This is a genomic window from Steroidobacter sp., assembly GCF_016790065.1.
Taxonomy (GTDB): domain Bacteria; phylum Pseudomonadota; class Gammaproteobacteria; order Steroidobacterales; family Steroidobacteraceae; genus Steroidobacter.
In genome coordinates this window covers 1-17,782 of sequence record NZ_JAEUPY010000444.1, presented here as the reverse complement: position 1 = coordinate 17,782, position 17,782 = coordinate 1, and the positions used below count along the sequence as shown (strand labels likewise).

Sequence of the window (17,782 nt, the reverse complement as noted above, 5' to 3'; positions counted from 1 at the left end):
GCGGCAAAGTCATTCGTTCAACAGCGCTCGCACGTCGTGCACGTAATCGTCGGGCAACCGCCCGTACGGCATCATCCCACGAAGCAGGCCTTTGCGGTCGATCAAATACACGGACGACGAATGCGCGACGGAATAACTATTACCGATCGGCTTCTTCTCGGCCATCACGCCGTAGTTCTTTCGTGTGGTCGCGAGTTGCGCAGGCGTGCCGGTGCCGCCGATGAACGAGGGATCGAAACCACCCAAGTAAGCACGCATTCGGTCGGCACTATCACGTTCCGGGTCGACGGTGACGTACACGACTTGCACTTGCTCGCCCTGCGCGCCTAGTTTCTTGCGAGCCTGAGCCAGCGTAGCCAACGTCGTTGGGCAAACTTCGGGGCACGACGTAAAGCCGAACCCCAGCAACACCACTTTGCCGCGATAGTCTGCCAGTGAAAGCTGGCCGCCCTTGGAAGCTTGTAGCGACAGCTCCGGCGCCGCTCGGGGCGGCTCGAACACACCTGACTTGAGCGCGTCGGCTGCCACTGCCGACATCGAAGCGGCAAGAGCCATCAGCAAGGCAGCCAAGCGTGCGCGATGTTTCATGGCGAATTAGATGGCGATCGGCGCCGGCTGAGCGGCCTTGGCGAAGCTCTCGTCCATGTACGTCTCGTAGGAGATCGGGTGCTTGATGGTGCCCGCCTCGATCGACAACTGCATCAGCTCTTCGAACTCGCCACGAATCATGCGCAGATCGCCGTAGGTGACGCGATCCGTCGGATTCTCCATCACGAACCGAATGATGTTGGGATCCTGATTGAAATATTGCTTGCCGGCGGCGATGGCCACTGCTTTGTCGCGATTGCCTTGCTGCGAATCCAGCCACTGGCCGGCGCCCAGCACATGGTTCACCAGATCCTGGACCAGCGGCCGATTCGACTGAATCAACTCTTCACGCACCGTGAGCACGCAGCAAATGTAGTTGCGCCATTCATCGCGCGTCATGCGAAGCGGTCGTGCGTAGCCTGCTTGCTGAGCGGCTGCACCGAACGGCTCACCGGTGCAGTAGGCGTCGACGGCGTTTGCATACAAAGCCGCTGGCATATCGGGCGGTGGCATCTCGACGATCTCGATCTCGGCCGGTGTCATGTTCTCTTGCGCCAGCATCTTGCGCAGGAACAAGAAGTCCACCGCGAACCGGCTGGGAATGGCGATGCGCTTGCCGGCCAGTTGGCGAAACTTTTGATACGACGAATCGGTGCGCACCATGATGACCGCGCCGGAGCGATGACCGAGCGACACGATTTTCACCGGGATCTTTTTGTCGGCCAGGTCCATGACCAACGGCGCCAGCATGTAGGCGGCCTGAATGCGGCCGGCCATCAAGGATTCTTTGATCTCGGGCCAGCCGCTGTACTTGCTGAACTGATAGGAAAAGTTTTGACCGGTGGCTTGCGGTGTTTTGGTCCGCGCCACGCACGCGACCGGCAGAGTGAGGTTGCAGGTGACCGGCAGTCCGCCGACGACCAGGGCGTCGGGGTGTTGTTCACTGGAGCACGCCGTCAGGCCAGCGGGCACCGCCGCCGCCATCATCGCCTGCAGAATTCGCCGCCGCTGAAGTTGGTGCGCGTCGAGCATGCTGGTACGAGCTGCCGAGCCAAGGAATTGGCCGGTAGTGTAGCCCAGCTAGGCCCGCAGCTGCCCCACCTGCACCCGATATTGTTTCATCCAGCCGATCAGGTCGTCGCCGGCCATGGGTTTGGCGATCAGCCAGCCTTGGCCCAGGGTGCAACCGAACTCCTGGAGCATGCGCCATTCCTGCAAGCTCTCGACGCCCTCCGCCACGGTCACCAGGCCGAGCCGATTGGCCATCTCGATGGCGGATCGCAGTATGACTTGCAGGCTCTCGCGTTCCGGGGCGCCACGCACGAAGCTGCGGTCGATCTTGAGCTCGGTGAATGGAATGCGCGCCAGCTGTTGCATGGACGAGAAGCCGGTGCCGTAGTCGTCGATGGAAAGGCCGAAGCCACGCAAGCGAAGTTGTGCCAGCACGCTCAGCGCGGTGCCAACCCGGGTCACCAACGAACTCTCGGTAATTTCGATGACGATCTGATCCGGTGTCAGGCCGTGGCACTGCTGGAGCGAAGCGATTTCCAGCGCCAGGTCGGAACGTTCCAACAACACCGGCGACAGATTGATCGCAACGGGTAGGTGCAAGCCCCTCGCCCGCCATGCCGAGTTCTGTAGCATCGACTGATTCATCACGTCGATGGTCAGGCGATGAATCAGCTGGCTGCGCTCGGCGAGCGGAATGAATTGATCGGGCGGCACCATGCCCAGCGTCGGATGTTTCCAACGCGCCAAGGCTTCCACGCCGCGTACGATGCCGGTGCGAATGTCGGCCTTGGGTTGATAGTGAACGAAGATCTCGCCGCGATCCAACGCGTCCGACAGCGCCGCCGCATCGATGTTCAACTCGGTCCGCTGCGATGAGCGGCGAGTCTCTCGGCTTTGGGCGTTCTGTAAGGCTTGGCGAAGCACGTCCACCTGCAGCGGCTTCTGAACCGCAGCGAGCACGTGCAAGCCGAGCACGCCACCCATTTCGCGAACCGTATCGATCAGTGCTTGTTCGCGCGACGACGCGACGATCACTGGAATATCGAAGCCCAGCTCCTGCAGCTTTACCAGGAACTCCGGGCCGTCCATGGTGGGCATTTCCAGATCGACGATGACCAGACCCGGTTTGGGGCTGACGGCGGTGAGCAGCGCCAAGGCTTCACGGCCGTTGCCGGCCTCATGCAGCTTCTCGATGCCCAGCTCGCGACAAATTGCCAGTGCGTGACTACGCTGCACCAGACTGTCATCGACGATCAGCACCGAGCTGATTTGCAAGGCGGTCATGGTTACTTGGTGTCCACTCGCCGGCCGGCGCCGAACTCGAGCATGGACCGCGGCAATTCGTTCAGCGCCTGAATGCGCTGCGCGCCGCCCATGCGAATGGCTTCTTTGGGCATGCCGAACACCACACAGGTCGCTTCGTCTTGGGCAATGGTGCTTGCGCCGGCATCTCGCATCTCTTTCAGGCCGCGCGCGCCGTCATCACCCATGCCGGTCATGATGATGCCGAGCACGTTGGCACCGGCGCACTTCGCTGCCGATCGAAACAACACGTCGACCGATGGACGGTGACGATTCACCAGCGGGCCGTCGATGACATCCATGTAGTAGTACGCGCCGCTACGCTTCAGCATCATGTGTTTGCCACCGGGCGCGATCAACGCGACGCCAGGCAACAAGCGATCGCCGTGCTTGGCCTCGCGCACTTCGATCTCGCAAAGGCTATTCAGTCGAGCGGCAAACGCCGCCGTGAACTTCTCAGGCATGTGCTGCACGATGGCGATGCCCGGGCTCACGCGCGGCAGGCATGTCAGCACTTGTTCCAACGCCTGCGTACCACCAGTGGACGTGCCGATGGCAATGATGCGCTCGGTGGTCTGTTGCAATGCCTTGGGGCCGCTCGGAGACAAGACCGCATCGGCTGTGAATTTGGGTGCAACGGCCAGCGGCGCGTCCGGACGAGGTGCCGCAGAACGCAGCCTGCTCACATTGGCATGCGAAGCTGCTTTGACCACAGACGCCAGATCCGACGAAGCATCTTCGATGAACCGACGCAAGCCGAGCTTGGGTTTGGTGACGATGCTGACCGCACCAGCCGACAGCGCTTCGAGAGTCGTCGCGGCGCCGGCTTCGGTAAGCGTCGAACAAATCACCACCGGCGTCGGTCGCTCGGCCATGATCTTGCGCAGGAAGGTCAAGCCGTCCATGCGCGGCATTTCAACGTCGAGCACGATGACTTGCGGCCACCGGGTCTTCATTCGCTCCATGGCCAGCAGCGGATCGGCGACGGCACACATGACCTCGATGCCGGGATCCGCATTCAGCACTTCGGTCAAGGCCTGGCGGACCACGGCCGAGTCGTCGACGATCATCACCTGCACTTTGCGCAGGGGGCTGGTTTGCAAGCCGCGTGCGTTCATGGTCACGGTTTACGGTACACCGACGGCGCCACTGACACCGCCGACACATTCAGTTCGTTCAAGCTCTCCGAATGACCGATCAATAAAAAGCCGCCGGGCTTGAGCACCGACAACACCCGCTCCACCACCTGCCGTTTGGTGTCGGCGTTGAAATAGATCATCACGTTGCGCAGGAACACGAAATCGAACGGCCCCAGCTTGGGCAAAGTGGTGTTCAAGTTGACGCTGGTGAAACGCACCCGCTCACGCAGCGGCCGATCGACCAGCACGGTGCCTTCCTGATCGTGAGTGCCCTTCAAGCAGAACTGTTGCAGATAAGGCTTGGGGATATGAGTGGTGCGTGACACCGGATAATGACCGGTACGCGCACGCTCCAGCACTCGCGAGCTGATATCCGAGCCGAGCACCTCGAACGGCGTGTTCTGCAGAGTCGCTGCCAGCACCATCGCGATGCTGTACGGCTCCTCGCCGGTCGAACATGCCGCGCTCCACACCTTGAACGGCTGCGCTCGGCCCCTGGCTTGCTCGGCCTGTTCACGCAACAGATCGAAGTGCTTGGGTTCGCGAAAGAAGTACGTCTCGTTGGTGGTCAACAAGTCGATGGCGAGCTGCACTTCCTGCGCGTCCGAGCCGCTCGACAGGATCTTGAAATACTCCGCGAAGGTGCGCAGCTTCCGCAAGTCGAGGCGTTTCGACAGGCGGCTGGTGACCAGCGCTTTCTTCGACGTGGACAGCGTGATGCCGGCCGAGTCGTAGATGAAGCGCTGGAACAGCGCGAATTCCTTGTCCGTGATACTGATCGTCATGACTGCTCGAGTGTCAGCGTGAGCTTAGAACTTGGCGAAGCTGCCGAGATCAGGATCGCTCGGTGCCAGCGCCAGGTTGCCAACGGTGGCCGTCGCCACTTTCTTGATCGACGGTTTGTCGACCGCAGTCTTGGCTCGCGGCTTGGCAACGGCGGAACCGCCACCCTGCACCTTGAAGAACGCGACGGTCTGCAGCAGCTGTTCGGCCTGACTGCTCATTTCTTCGGCGGTCGCAGCCAGCTCTTCGGAAGACGAAGCGTTCTGTTGCGTGGTCTGGCTCAGCTGAGTGACAGCCGAGTTGATCTGATTGACGCCCGACGCCTGCTCCTGCGAGGCGGCCGAGATTTCCTGCACCAGGTCCGAGGTCTTGGTGATGCTCGGCACGATTTCATCCAGCAGCTTGCCGGCGCGTTCCGCCAGCTCGACGCTGTTGATCGCAACTGTGCCGATTTCCTGAGCAGCGATCTGGCTACGCTCGGCGAGCTTGCGAACTTCAGCAGCGACCACCGCGAAGCCCTTGCCATGTTCGCCGGCACGCGCAGCTTCGATGGCCGCGTTCAAGGCCAGCAGGTTGGTCTGATAAGCGATGTCGTCGATGATGGAAATCTTCTGCGCGATCTGTTTCATCGCGGTGACGGTGGCCTTCACAGCCTCGCCACCTTCAGCGGCTTCACCAGCCGACTTACGGGCCATGCCGTCGGTGACCTTGGCGTTCTCGGTGTTCTGAGAAATCGACGCCGTCATCTCTTCGATGGACGCGCTGGTTTCTTCGACGCCGGCGGCCTGCTCGCTGGCCGCTTGCGACAACGCCTGGGCGGTGGTGCTGACCTGCTGAGAGGCGCTCGACATCGCGTCGGTGGCGGTGTTGATTTCGCCGATGATCATGGACAGCTTCAGCACGGTGCTGTTGGCGTATTCCTTCATCTCGTTGAACACGCCTTCGTACTGCTTGTCGATGGTCTTGGTCAGATCGCCTTCGGAGATCGCACGCATGACTCGCGTCACGTCGTCGATGCTGCCGCCGGCGGCGGACACCATGTCGCGCATGGCGCGGAGCATGTCGCCCACTTCGTCCTTGGCGTTGGATTCGATGGCCACCGAGAAGTCGCCCTTCGACAGACGATTGGCAGCCTGCACGGCGACACCCAGCGGACGCGTCACGCCGCGGCTGATGATCAGTGCCAACGCGATGCCGATGAGCACACCAGCCACCAGCGTCGCGATGATCCAGTTACGGCTGCCGTGATACACGGCCGACGTTTCGGCGAGTGCTTCCTGAGCGCGCGTTTCTTTCTGATCGGTGAGCTCGGTCATCATGTTGTCGATCGAATCGGCATGCTGGCGCACCGCTTCGAGTGAACGCACCAGCTCTTCGCTGCGCGTCTGCAGCGGCTGCTTGGCGGCCATGGCCAGCGTACGCTGCATTTCCGCGTCGTACTGCGTCCAGGTCTTCTGCAGGTCGGCGAAGATGGCCTTGGCGCGATCCGAGAAGAACAGCGGCTGCGCCAGCGTCACCGACTCGAGCGCGGCGGCGGAGTTGTTCTTGATGGACTGCAAATGCTTTTCACGTTCGGCTTCGCTGGTGGCCAACAGATAGTTGGAGCGCGCACGGCCGATGGCGATCAATTTGATGTTGGCTTCCTTGATGTGCGACAGGCCCATCAATTCGTGGTTGTACATGTCGACCGCTTTCTGGTCGATCTTGTTGGAGCCCCACAGGCCGACGGCACCGATGACGACACTGATCGCCACCAACACCATGAACGCCGCAATCAAGCGCGGGCCGATCCGTAAATTCTCGAGCATCGTCTGATCTCCGTTGTTATCGACGCGTCAGGCCAAGCACAGCTTGGCGACGGCATCCAGCATGGTCTGGGGCTGGAAAGGTTTCACGATCCAGGCCTTGGCGCCGGCGGCGCGGCCTTCGTTTTTCTTGTCCTCGCCGGCTTCGGTGGTCAGCATGATCACCGGCGTGAACTTGTAGTTGGGGTGCGCCTTGACGGCTTTCAGGAACGAGATGCCGTCCATCCGGGGCATGTTCACGTCGCTGATGATCAGATTGATCTTGCCGGCCAGCTTGGTGAGCGCGTCCTGGCCGTCGCTCGCCTCGATGACTTCGTAGCCGGCGCGGGTCAGCGCCATGTTGGAGACCTGCCGCACCGATGCGGAGTCATCGACAATCAGGATTCGCTTGGCCATATCTCAACTCCGTTCAAAAGAATTCAATGTCCTGTCCGCCCTGCACCTTGAGCGTGACCGGCGCTGCGCCTACCTCGTTACTGGAGCCGCTCGCCTGATGATTGCGACGCTGCTCGTCAGTTGTGTAAGAACTGACCATCTGCGCCATGTAACCTTCCACATCGATGCTCGCTTGCGTGCCGCTGGCGACGGCGTTGGCCCGCTCGTCCAGATCGCGCATGCTGCCGACCACTTGCGCCATGATCTGGCCGACGCGATCTTGAAACTGTAGCTGTACCATCGACTCTTCGATCTCGTTCTTGATAGCGCTGCTCTCGCGACGTAGATCTTCTGTGGACTGTGCCAAGCCGGCGCTCATGTCGCCGAAGCGACCGAGTACACCTTGGATACGATTGCCCGAGTCATGCAGTGCTACGCCCTCGCGTGCCGAGACGGTTTCATTGGTCTCGATGATTTGCGACAGTGACTCATTCACCAAAGAAATCTTCTGTGTGATGCCCTTACCGGTCTCTCGCGAAGCGTTAGCCAGATTGCGCACCTCATGCGCCACCACTGCGAAGCCGCGACCGGCTTCACCGGCATGCGCCGCTTCGATGGCGGCGTTCAACGCGAGCATGTTGGTCTGGAACGCGATCTGTTCGACTTCGCTGGCCATCTTGGCCAACTCGCTGCTATGAACGGTCAGCGAGCGGATCTGTTCGGCCATGGTGGTGCGGCTACGATGTACTTCGTTCAACGCACTCATCACCTGCGCCAGCTCCCGCTTGCCTTCGTCCAAGGCCTGCGCAAGATCGGCGCCGCCAGCGTTGTGACGTGAAGCGTCCAGCGCCAGGTCGAGCCGGCCGACGATGCCGGCGAACCGGCCGCTCAGCGCGACGATGGCTTCTTCAGTCTGCACGCGCGCGGTTTCGACCTGTTTGGTCCAGATCGGCAGCGCCTGGATACAAATGCCGTCGGCGGCATTGGCTTCCTGCTTCGCCGGAGGCGGCGTGGCAGCGGCGCGCGAAAACAATTTGACGACTCTTTCCATGGTGGCTGCTGTGCGGCGTTACGCGGCCGTCAACACGGCGTCGCCTTCGACCGCCGCTTGCGTCAGCGTTTCCATTTCTTCGACACACAGCACGCGGCTGCCATCGAGGATGATCACGAACTTGCCGCGCACCTTGCCCATGCCCTGGATGAAGTCGGCTCGGATCGAAGCGCCGAAGCTGGGCGCCGGTTCGATGTCGGTATCGGGGATCTCGAGCACCTCGTTGACCGCATCGACCACTACGCCGATGACGTGGCTTTCATCGCCGACCCGCGTCTCGACGATCACCACACAAGTCTTTTTGGTGACAGCCGCGCTCGGGCGGCCGAAGCGCGCACACAAGTCCACGACCGGCACGGCAGCGCCGCGCAGGTTGACGACGCCGCGAATGAACGCCGGCATCATCGGGATCTCGGTGGGTGCCGAGTACTCCAGGATTTCCTTGATGGACAGAATGCCCAAGGCGAAGGTTTCCCGGCCCAGCACGAAGGTCAGATATTGGTTCTGATCGTGGCGGCGCTCGGTCTCGGTCTCGACCTTGGCGGTAAGTTTATTAGTCATAGTCGGCTCCTAGAAGCGCACGAACTGTTCGAGCGGCACGCTGTGATCGTGTCCGTTACCGTTGGCTTTGCCGTTGCCATAAGCGTGGGCGACCGCCGGCACCATGGCGGCAACCGGCATCTCCACCGGCTGCGGCTTGCTGGCCCAGCTGGAAGGCATGCGGTTGCTCCGCGCCTTCTGTTTCGGCGGCGCGCTGCGGCTGACGCCTGAGCCTTCGACCTTGAAGAACGCAATCGCGGCCTGCAGTTGCTGCGCCTGGCTGCTCATCTCTTCGGCGGTCGCGGCCAGCTCTTCGCTGGACGAAGCATTCTGCTGCGTCAATTGCGACAGCTGCGTCATCGCGGTGTTGATCTGCCCCACGCCTGAGGACTGTTCCTGGCTGGCGGCGGTGATTTCCTGCACCAGCTCGGAAGTCTTGCGAATCGCCGGCACCATTTCGTCCAGCAACTTGCCGGCGCGTTCCGCCAGCTCCACCGAGGAACCGGCGACTTCGCCGATTTCCTGTGCGGCCACTTGCGAACGTTCGGCGAGCTTGCGCACTTCAGCAGCCACCACCGCGAAGCCCTTGCCATGTTCGCCGGCACGAGCCGCTTCGATGGCCGCGTTCAGCGCCAGCAGATTGGTCTGGTAAGCGATGTCGTCGATGATGGAAATCTTTTGCGCGATCTGTTTCATCGCCTCGACCGTCTGGCGCACAGCCTGACCGCCCTCGGCGGCTTCGGTGGCAGCCTTGCTCGCCATCTGGTCGGTGACCTTGGAGTTGTCGGTGTTCTGGCCGATGGACGCAGTCATCTGCTCCACCGACGCCGATGTTTCCTCGACGCTCGAGGCTTGTTCGGTGGACGCCTGCGACAGCGACTGCGCGGTCGCCGACATTTCCTCAGACGCGCTGCTCAGCGTGTCCGCCGATGAGCGCACTTCACTGACCACCTGCGACAAGCGCTCGGTCATGGTGCCGATGGCGGCCAACAACATGCCGGCTTCGTCCTTCGAATCGGCGACCACACGCGCAGTCAGGTCGCCTTCAGCCATGCGGTTGGCGACGGCAGCCGCCAGGCTGATGGGACGAGTGATGGACAGCGTGACCCACACGCCAGCGATGAGCGCCAGGATGGCGGCAATGCCGGCACCGCTCATCATCATCTTGCTGGCTTCGAGATAAGTAGCTTCGGCGCGCTCGCCGGATTCCACCACCGTGGCCTTTTCATGATCGAAATAGGCATCGGTCGCAGCGGCCATCGCTTCGCGGGACTCGCGCTGCTCGGTACGGAGCCATTGCAGGGCGTCGTCCTTCTTACCGGTGGTCAGCAACTCGACCATCCTGTCCTGATCCTTCCGGTAGTCCTCGCGCGCCTTGACCACAGCGGCAAGCTTTTCCTTGCCACGCTCGGACTGCACAGTCTTGGTCAGCACCTCGATGATCTGCGCGTTACGGTCACGCACGCCGTGCATCTGCTGAATGGCCTTGTCGAGCGCCTTGGCATCGGTCGCCATCAGCTGGTCGCGAGCGATCAGGCCGAGGGTCTCGGCATTACGCTGCAGCTCCAGCGCCATTTCCATTTTGGGCACGCGGTTCTCGACGATGTCGTCGGTGCTGGCTTTCATCAGCTTGAAGCCGTCGATGCCGATGTAAGTCACCGCACCGAGCAGCACCATGATGAGTCCGAAGCTCAGCGCGAGCCGCACTCCTATTTTCAAATTACCAAACATTAGGCCTCCAAAAAAACGCTATTCCGTGAGCGCCCGGCGCTGGACGTTCTGAGTTACTTGCCGCGTGTTCAAACACAGCTCGAGCAGGCTGGGCACGTCCAGAATCAGTGCCAACTGGCCGGTGCCCAGAATGGTCGAACCGCCGATGCCCCGGATGCGGCTGAACAACCGCGACAAGGGCTTGATCACCGTTTGCAACTCGCCCAGCAATTCATCCACCACGATGCCGAAGCGCTTGCCGGCGCAACGAATCACCACGATGCTCTCGCGACGCGAGGCAGCCGACCGAATCGAGAACATTTCGCGTAGCCGGATGAACGGCAGCACCGTGCCACGCAGATTGATGTAGCGTTGATCGCCGTCGGCCGAGCGATGCTCATCGCCGAGCTCGACACATTCCTCGACCAGCTCCAGCGGAATCACGAACGACGAACCGCCGACGCCGACCAGGAAGCCGTCGATGATGGCCAGCGTCAGCGGCAGGCGGATGCGCACCGTGGTGCCCTCGCCTTCCTTGCTGTCCAACTCGACCGTGCCCCGCAGGGCGTTGACGTTACGTTTGACCACGTCCATGCCAACGCCGCGGCCGGACAGATTGGTGACTTGTTCAGCCGTGGAAAAGCCCGGCTCGAAAATCAAACCGAAGGCTTCGCTGTCGCTCAAGCCGTTACCGTCGGCGATCAAGCCACGCTCGATGGCCTTGGCGACGATACGTTCGCGCTTCAAGCCGCCACCGTCGTCGACCACTTCGATGACCACTGAACCGGAGTCGTGATAAGCGTCCAAACGCACCACGCCCTCAGCGTTCTTACCGCGGCTACGACGCACCTCTGCGGTCTCGATGCCGTGGTCGATGGCGTTGCGCACCAGGTGCGTCAACGGATCGGTGATGCTCTCGATCAAGGTCTTGTCCAGCTCGGTCTCGGCGCCGCCGATTTCCAGCCGGATTTCCTTGCCGATTTCTTTCGCCACATCGCGCACGATGCGCTGGAAGCGTGAGAACGTCGGGCCGATCTGCACCATGCGCAGCTTCAAGGCTTGATCGCGCACTTCTTCGACCAGCCGCGCCAGGCGCAGCGTCGATTCATTCAATTCGGACAGGCCCGCTTTGCGCGCTGTGATGGTCGTCGCGGCGCCTGCAGTGACCAGCTCGCCGATCAAGTCGATGAGGGCGTCGAGCTTGTCGCCGTCCACACGCAGCGAGCGGTTGTCGCTGGCCTTGATGTCCTTGCCGGGCTTCGCGGACGCCTCGGCGGTCGCGCGCTGCTCGACGACGGCGGTGGCTGCTGGAACTTTCGGCTGCACCAGCAACGTGCAATCGTCGCGCACGAATTCGAAAGCACCTTCGATGCGTTGTTGAGTTTCGGTGCTGGCCAGCTCGATCTCGAAACCGAGATAGCAAGCTTCAGCATCGAAGTCTTCGGGCGTCGGCAAGCGCTCGGTCTGCAATTGCAGCGACACGATCTCGCCGAGCGTGCTGAGGTAACGAATGAACGACAGCGGGTCCATGCCATTGCGCAGGACTTCGGTATGGAACTTCACCGAGACTTGCCAACGCTCGCCCGCCACGCTCGGGGTGGCCTGAGTCGCAGCAGAGGGCTTGGTCTCATGCGCAGTGCCTGAGCCGCCAGTGCGTGCATTCAATTTGTGTAGCAGGCCTTCGCCTTTGCCGGCCAACTGCAGATCGTCGAGTTTGCTCTCGGCGACGGCGTCGACCAGGTGCTCCATATGATCGCGGCATTCGAGTAGGACAGCCGCGAGCTCTTTGTCCATTTGCAGAGTGTTGGCACGCACGCGATCCAACACGCTTTCCACCACGTGCGTGAAGGCGACGATGCCGTCGAGACCGAACAGGCCGGAAGAGCCCTTGATGGTATGAGCTGCGCGGAAGATCGCGTTCACTGCTTCCGAGCCAGCTACGCCCTGCTCGCACTCGAGCAAAGCAGCTTCCATCTCACGGAGTAGTTCGCGGCTTTCCGCGATGAAGGTAGGCAGCGCTGAATCGACGTTCATGACGCTACCTGCTGCGAGCCACCGCTCACGTCGACATTACAAAGCTTGAGCACTTCGGCGACGCATTCGCTCGGCTGCACCAGTTCGAGGCGGCGGCCATCGCTCTGCGCCATCCGCCGCGCCAACAACACGATCTGTAAACCGGCGGTATCGAACTCTGTCACGTCCGACAGGTCCAGACTCACGTCACCGGCGTGGGTACGAATCGCAGCGAATAGGGTTTGAGCCACTTCGCTGGCGCGATAGATGGTCATCTCTCCATGTACGCGCAATGCACCGTTTGCTGTCGCTTGATCCTGATTCGGGTCCATCACTTAATCCTTCGGCTCACTCGCTACGTATCGGCCACAAGTAGCGTCGGATAAAGCGCGGACAATCCCTGAATGTCCTTCGGGTCTGGCACTTAGGGGCCTATAAGACATCACCCTGAGCCAAGCTCAGACTGTGCTGCCGTTCAACATTGCCAATTGATTCTTCTCGCACGGCAGGCTCGGCGTTACTTTTCGGCATGACCTCGATCACGGAACGCACATGACACGGTTGCAAATCGTCGGACGACGCAGCTCGCATTTCACTCGGCTCACTCGCGTGTTCGCCGAGGAGCTCGGCGTCGCTCATGAGATCGCAGCTATCTACGACATGACGCTGCGTGATCCGGCGATCTACGCCGACAACCCGGCGTTGAAGCTGCCGATACTGCGGTGTGATGACGGCGTGATCTTCGGGGCGGAGAATATTTGTCGTGCGCTGGCCGAACGTGCACCGAGTTCGCCCAGGCTGGTGTGGCCAGAGCAGCTCAAGAGCAATGTCTCTCGTAATGCTCAGGAGTTGGTTTGGTACTGCATGGCCGCCCAGGTGCAGCTCGTGTTCGGCACAGTGGTGGCGCAGTTGCCTGCCGATAATTTGTATTTCGAAAAAGCTCGCACCGGATTCGTCGGTGCCTTGCACTGGCTGGATACCAACTTATCGCTCGCACTTGGTGCTTTGCCGGCGGACCGGCAGCTCAGCCTGTTCGAGGCTTCGTTGTTTTGCCTGGTCGATCATTTGCAGTTCCGCAAGACCGTGCCGGTCGAACCGTACTCAGCATTGCTCAGCTTCACTCAGGCATTCGCTGAACGGCCCTCAGCGCAGCGGACCACCTATCAGTTCGACGTGCCGCCGACAGCTGAGGAATGACTCAACCGTGCAGGGCTTGCTCGGCGAGTAAGAATGCACCGGCAATGCCGGCACCTGTCCCGAGCTCCGGTGCGCGAATGTAGTCGTCGAGCGCTCCTGGGTGACTCAACGGCTCCAGATAACCTTTGAGAGAATCAGCTGCCGCTGCACGGATGTGAGGCAGCAGCCGGCCGTTGGCCATCACTCCGCCACCGAACAGCACTCGCTCCACTGAAATCATCAGCGCGATGGCGGCGGCCAACTGACCCAGATAACCGCCGACGATGGACCACGCTTCGTGATCGGCCGGCAACGCTTCGAGCGGACAGTGCCAACGCGCTTGAATGGCCGGCCCGCTCGCCAAGCCCTCCAGACAATCACCGTGAAAAGGACACACGCCGGCAAAGCCTTCGTCGCGAGCGTCGCGGCGGACAATGATGTGCCCCATTTCTGCATGCATCAGACGGCGTGTCGTCGGATCGGCAGGCGCGACACCGCCACCGATGCCTGTGCCCACAGTGACATAGGCAAGCGATCCGAGCCCACGGCCAGCACCCAAGTGCCATTCCGCTAGCGAGGCCGCGCCTACATCCGTATCGAGTGCAATTGGCACAGCGAAACGACTACGCAACGGCGACAGCAAATCTACGCGCGACCAGCCCGGTTTCGGCGTGGCCAACATCTGGCCAAAGCCAGGCAACTGCGAGCGCAGATCAATCGGTCCGAAGCAGCCAAAGCCGAACGCGTCGATCCGGCCGAACTGTTGCTCGGCCTGCGCGAAAAACTCTACACACGCCGCTAGCGTGGCCGTGGCACTCGTGGTCGGCAGCACCGTGCTGGCCAACACTTGGTGAGCTGAGTGGCCCAGCGAACAAACAAACTTGGTTCCGCCGCCTTCGATGGCTCCGTACAGCACCTGAGACCTCGCACCGAGTCATTGAGGGACTCAATATAGCCGGTCGCGTGAGCCTGGGCTTAGGGTCGTTCAGGAGAGGCCTCAGGCGCCTTACGCAAAGGCATCTCGGCAACCCCTCACTTGAGGTGACCAGCCTCTCAGTTCAGCAATACGCGCCCGGTGCGGCGCTTATGGCCCACCGCTCCCGTGCCGAAAAGCCAAGCATGTCGACTCAAATCCCCTCCTCGTCCGGCCTCGATACGCCCCTGGCCGCCGCCGATGAGCGGGAGCCCGCGGCGTTGCCTCCGGTGCCCATACCGGTCAACGAGACGTCGCGGCTGTTGGCTTTGCAGTCCTATGAGATCCTGGATAGCGCCGAGGAACTGCGCTACGACGACATCACCCTGCTCGCCTCGCGCATCTGCCACACGCCCATGGCGGTGATCTCGCTGGTCGACGAGCATCGGCAATGGTTCAAATCCAAGGTCGGTTTGGATGGTAGCGAGACGCCGCGTGAACTGGCGTTCTGCGCGCACGCCATCGTGCAACCGGATGAAGTGCTCACTGTCGACGACGCTCGCAAGGATGGGCGCTTCGCCGCCAATCCGTTGGTGACCGGCGATCCGCACGTGCGTTTCTATGCGGGCGCCCCGCTGGTCTCCGCCGATGGTCATGCATTGGGCACGCTGTGCGTGATCGATCGTCAGCCGCGTCATCTGGAACCCGAACAGAAAGAAGCATTGCAAGCATTGGCACGCCAGGTCATGGCGCTGCTGGAAGAACGCCGGACGTCGGCGGCGTTGCGTGGCGCCATGCAAGCTCTATCGCGCAGCGAATCGTTGTTTCGTGAAGCCTACGAGAACGCACCCATCGGCATGGCATTGGTTTCACCCACCGGCGAGTGGCTGCGAGTGAATCGGCCGCTGTGTGAGATGCTGGGCTACTCGGCCGAAGAACTCACCCGCACCACCTTCCAAGCCATCACCCATCCGGACGATCTGGAAAGCGACGTGCAACAGATGCATCAGGTGCTGGCCCGAAAAATCCCGACCTACCAAATGGAAAAGAGATATTTCCATAAAGCGGGCCACACCGTTTGGGCACAGTTGAACGTTTCCATAGTGTGGGATGGCTCACGGCCGTTGTACTTCGTCGCGCAGATTCAGGACATCAACGAACGCAAGACCCTGGAGCGCGCCAAGGCGGAGTTCCTGACCATGGTGAGCCATGAGTTGCGCACGCCTGTCACGGCACTACGTGGCGCGCTTGGCATTCTTGCGGCCGGCGCTGCCGGTGAACTGCCACCGAAGGCGCATGCACTGACTGCGCTCGCCGACCGCAACGCCGATCGGCTGCATCGTCTGGTGAACGACATTCTGGACATCGAAAAGCTCGAGTCGGGCGCCTTTGCCTATCGCCGCACCGATGTCGATTTGAATCAGCTGGTGGCGCAAGCGGCCAGCGAATTGAAGCCGTACGGCGATCAGTATCAAGTACAGATCGCGGTACGCACCGAGCTACCGCGAGCCTTCTTGCACGCCGATGCCGATCGCTTGATGCAAGTGTTGGCCAACTTGATCTCCAACGCGGTGAAATATTCGCCGACCGGCGGCAAGGTCGAGATCGCCGTGACTCGCAGCGACGATCGCTTGCGAGTCAGCGTGACCGATCATGGCGAGGGCGTGCCGGAACAGTTCCGGCCGCACATCTTCGAGAAGTTTGCCCAAGCCAACTGGACCGCGACCAATCCCAAGGGCGGCTCAGGCCTCGGCTTGAGCATCAGCCGCGCCATCGTCGAGCACCACGGTGGCGTGCTGGCATTCGACACTGAGCTGGGCGTGGGCTCGACGTTCTACTTCGAGCTGCCGGTGCTTTGATACGAACCGGGCTTCAAATAAACCCGATCATTCGCCCCGCCATCGCCACACTGAACCACGCAGTGAGCGAGATCGCCACCGAAGCGCGTGCGAACGATGGGCTCGGGACATCCTGTGACGCGGTCTTGCGGAACAACGCCAGCTGCACGATCACCGCGACCAAGAACAGAATCATCTTCAAACGAAACGCCGGATTGTAGAAATACAGCTTGGGCGTAGCGATGAACATGAGCGTGCCGCTCAACGCGGTGAGCGCGAGACCCAGCCACACCAGCTTGGTGGCTTCCTTGGCGATATCGGTGATGGGCTGATTCTTGAAGGCCAGCCCGACCACATGCAGGCTGATCAGCACCAGCGACGCCAGCAGCGCCACCAGCCCCATCACATGAATGATTTGCAGGCCGGCACCGACCAGATGATCGGTCTTGCTGATGGCATGCGCCACCGGCGTGTCCTGTAACCAAGAGAGGAATTCGAAAGTCGTCATTGTCTGTAATCCAGTTTTTTATCCGGCGCTCAGCCCCAGCTCGGCAGATACGGAATCAAACGGCCGCACACCACCACCACCGTCCACAGCCCGAACGAGGCCAGCCCGGCGTAGCGCACACTGGACGGCAGAATCTTGTGACTCTCCAGCACCGGGGCGCGTTGCGCGATCACGAGTTCGAAGTACAACGCGTTCAAGCACGCGAACAGCATGAAGATCATTTTGGCGACGAACGCCGGGCTATCCAGCATGCGTGCCGCCGCCGACCAGAACAGCAGACCGCCGGAGATGAACACGGCGACGAAGCCGCCCATCACGTACGGCCGCAAGTGTCGCAGCACGTCGATCACCGGCACGCGCTTCAGGAATAGATTCATCAGCCGCAGGTCGGTGAGAAAGATCAACCCCACCGACACCGACAAGCCGATCAGATGAATGCCTTCGATGACGGGATAGGCATAGCGTGACTCGGCAATGGCGACGCCGATGGCCGAGGCTTCGATCTGTTCTGCTAATGCGTACAAAGTAGACATGGCTGCTAACTACTATTATTTGGCGCTCAGAATGGCGACGTTACCGAACGGGCCGTTGTTCTCGACGCAGATGCGCTCGTAGCGCTCGATCAGCGGCGGCTTGCCGGCCGGCTGATTGGCCAGGGCGACCTCGTAGTGCCAACCATCCGGCTCGTCCTCGAGCGTGAAGCGACGCGCCGGAATCGTGACCGTCCAAGGGCGCGTGTACACGGTGGGGTCCGTCACCTTGGCAACGTAGTTATAACGGGTGCCTTCCTGGTTGAAGATGTAACGCTCTTCGATGTGCACGTTCTCGCTGAAGAACTCGCCGGTGCGAGCCAGCCGAGCCTTGGCATTGTTGTTGGCGACGTCCACCACCAACGTATTGCCTTCCCAGCGGCCGCGCGAATCGGCGTTCCACAATTTCACGTTCTCGGGCAGGTGTGGCTTGCCATCCAAATGAATGATCCGAGTGCCCGAGTTGAACATCAGCAACACATAGCCGGGGTACTGACGAA

The 17,782-nt window shown here is 61.2% G+C and carries 17 protein-coding genes and 1 pseudogene; 2 read left to right on the top strand and 16 right to left on the bottom strand.

Features of this window, described 5'->3' with window-relative positions:
* Window positions 1-9 precede the first annotated feature (9 nt).
* Genes JNL55_RS18745 through JNL55_RS18690 form a run of 12 tightly spaced genes read right to left on the bottom strand, consistent with a single transcriptional unit; the run spans window position 10 to window position 12,649 of the window.
* Window positions 10-588 carry an SCO family protein gene (locus JNL55_RS18745; protein WP_293857041.1) on the bottom strand — a complete coding sequence of 193 codons (579 nt, stop codon included), beginning with the start codon at window positions 586-588 and terminating at the stop codon, window positions 10-12.
* Between the two features lie 6 nt (window positions 589-594).
* Window positions 595-1,620 (bottom strand): ABC transporter substrate-binding protein, encoded by a 1,026-nt coding sequence (locus tag JNL55_RS18740; protein WP_293857038.1) that lies wholly within the window; start codon window positions 1,618-1,620, stop codon window positions 595-597.
* 48 nt (window positions 1,621-1,668) lie between these two features.
* A complete protein-coding gene (locus JNL55_RS18735) occupies window positions 1,669-2,883 on the bottom strand; it encodes an EAL domain-containing protein (RefSeq protein ID WP_293857035.1) in 1,215 nt (404 codons plus the stop codon).
* Between the two features lie 2 nt (window positions 2,884-2,885).
* Window positions 2,886-4,019, bottom strand: coding sequence for a protein-glutamate methylesterase/protein-glutamine glutaminase (locus JNL55_RS18730; protein WP_293857044.1), 1,134 nt, complete (start codon window positions 4,017-4,019; stop codon window positions 2,886-2,888).
* Window positions 4,020-4,021: 2 nt separating this feature from the next.
* A complete protein-coding gene (locus JNL55_RS18725) occupies window positions 4,022-4,825 on the bottom strand; it encodes a CheR family methyltransferase (RefSeq protein ID WP_293857032.1) in 804 nt (267 codons plus the stop codon).
* Between the two features lie 24 nt (window positions 4,826-4,849).
* The gene (locus tag JNL55_RS18720) at window positions 4,850-6,631 is read right to left on the bottom strand and encodes a methyl-accepting chemotaxis protein (RefSeq protein WP_293857029.1); all 1,782 of its coding nucleotides are present in this window, start codon (window positions 6,629-6,631) and stop codon (window positions 4,850-4,852) included.
* A 27-nt stretch (window positions 6,632-6,658) separates the two neighbouring features.
* Window positions 6,659-7,024 (bottom strand): response regulator, encoded by a 366-nt coding sequence (locus JNL55_RS18715; protein WP_293857026.1) that lies wholly within the window; start codon window positions 7,022-7,024, stop codon window positions 6,659-6,661.
* A 13-nt stretch (window positions 7,025-7,037) separates the two neighbouring features.
* Window positions 7,038-8,054 (bottom strand): methyl-accepting chemotaxis protein, encoded by a 1,017-nt coding sequence (locus tag JNL55_RS18710; protein WP_293857023.1) that lies wholly within the window; start codon window positions 8,052-8,054, stop codon window positions 7,038-7,040.
* Window positions 8,055-8,072: 18 nt separating this feature from the next.
* Window positions 8,073-8,615: a chemotaxis protein CheW gene (locus JNL55_RS18705; protein ID WP_293857020.1), complete on the bottom strand. Its 543-nt coding sequence runs from the start codon at window positions 8,613-8,615 to the stop codon at window positions 8,073-8,075.
* A gap of 9 nt (window positions 8,616-8,624) precedes the next feature.
* Entirely contained in the window at window positions 8,625-10,325 is a 1,701-nt protein-coding gene (locus tag JNL55_RS18700) for a methyl-accepting chemotaxis protein (protein ID WP_293857017.1), read from the bottom strand.
* Window positions 10,326-10,343: 18 nt separating this feature from the next.
* Window positions 10,344-12,338, bottom strand: a complete 1,995-nt coding sequence (locus tag JNL55_RS18695; RefSeq protein ID WP_293857014.1) for a chemotaxis protein CheA — start codon at window positions 12,336-12,338, stop codon at window positions 10,344-10,346.
* Window positions 12,335-12,649, bottom strand: coding sequence for a lipid asymmetry maintenance protein MlaB (locus JNL55_RS18690; RefSeq protein WP_293857011.1), 315 nt, complete (start codon window positions 12,647-12,649; stop codon window positions 12,335-12,337). Before JNL55_RS18690 ends, JNL55_RS18695 begins: the two co-directional genes overlap by 4 nt.
* Window positions 12,650-12,869: 220 nt before the next feature.
* Here JNL55_RS18690 and JNL55_RS18685 point away from each other — a divergent pair, with 220 nt between their 5' ends.
* Window positions 12,870-13,514, top strand: a complete 645-nt coding sequence (locus tag JNL55_RS18685; RefSeq protein WP_293857008.1) for a glutathione S-transferase family protein — start codon at window positions 12,870-12,872, stop codon at window positions 13,512-13,514.
* Between the two features lies 1 nt (window position 13,515).
* On the opposite strand, the gene JNL55_RS18680 is transcribed toward JNL55_RS18685, so the two are convergent.
* Complete coding sequence (locus tag JNL55_RS18680) at window positions 13,516-14,409, bottom strand: ROK family protein (RefSeq protein ID WP_293857005.1); 894 nt, start codon at window positions 14,407-14,409, stop codon at window positions 13,516-13,518.
* A gap of 203 nt (window positions 14,410-14,612) precedes the next feature.
* Here JNL55_RS18680 and JNL55_RS18675 point away from each other — a divergent pair, with 203 nt between their 5' ends.
* Window positions 14,613-16,265, top strand: a complete 1,653-nt coding sequence (locus JNL55_RS18675) for an ATP-binding protein (RefSeq protein WP_293857002.1) — start codon at window positions 14,613-14,615, stop codon at window positions 16,263-16,265.
* A gap of 13 nt (window positions 16,266-16,278) precedes the next feature.
* On the opposite strand, the gene JNL55_RS18670 is transcribed toward JNL55_RS18675, so the two are convergent.
* The 3 genes and pseudogenes from JNL55_RS18670 to JNL55_RS18660 all read right to left on the bottom strand — a co-directional run.
* Window positions 16,279-16,752 (bottom strand): DUF6644 family protein, encoded by a 474-nt coding sequence (locus JNL55_RS18670; RefSeq protein ID WP_293856999.1) that lies wholly within the window; start codon window positions 16,750-16,752, stop codon window positions 16,279-16,281.
* Window positions 16,753-16,781: 29 nt separating this feature from the next.
* Window positions 16,782-17,285 (bottom strand): DUF6644 family protein, encoded by a 504-nt coding sequence (locus tag JNL55_RS18665; RefSeq protein WP_293856997.1) that lies wholly within the window; start codon window positions 17,283-17,285, stop codon window positions 16,782-16,784.
* A 15-nt stretch (window positions 17,286-17,300) separates the two neighbouring features.
* Window positions 17,301-17,782 (bottom strand): annotated as a pseudogene (locus JNL55_RS18660) (hypothetical protein); the annotation flags it as partial.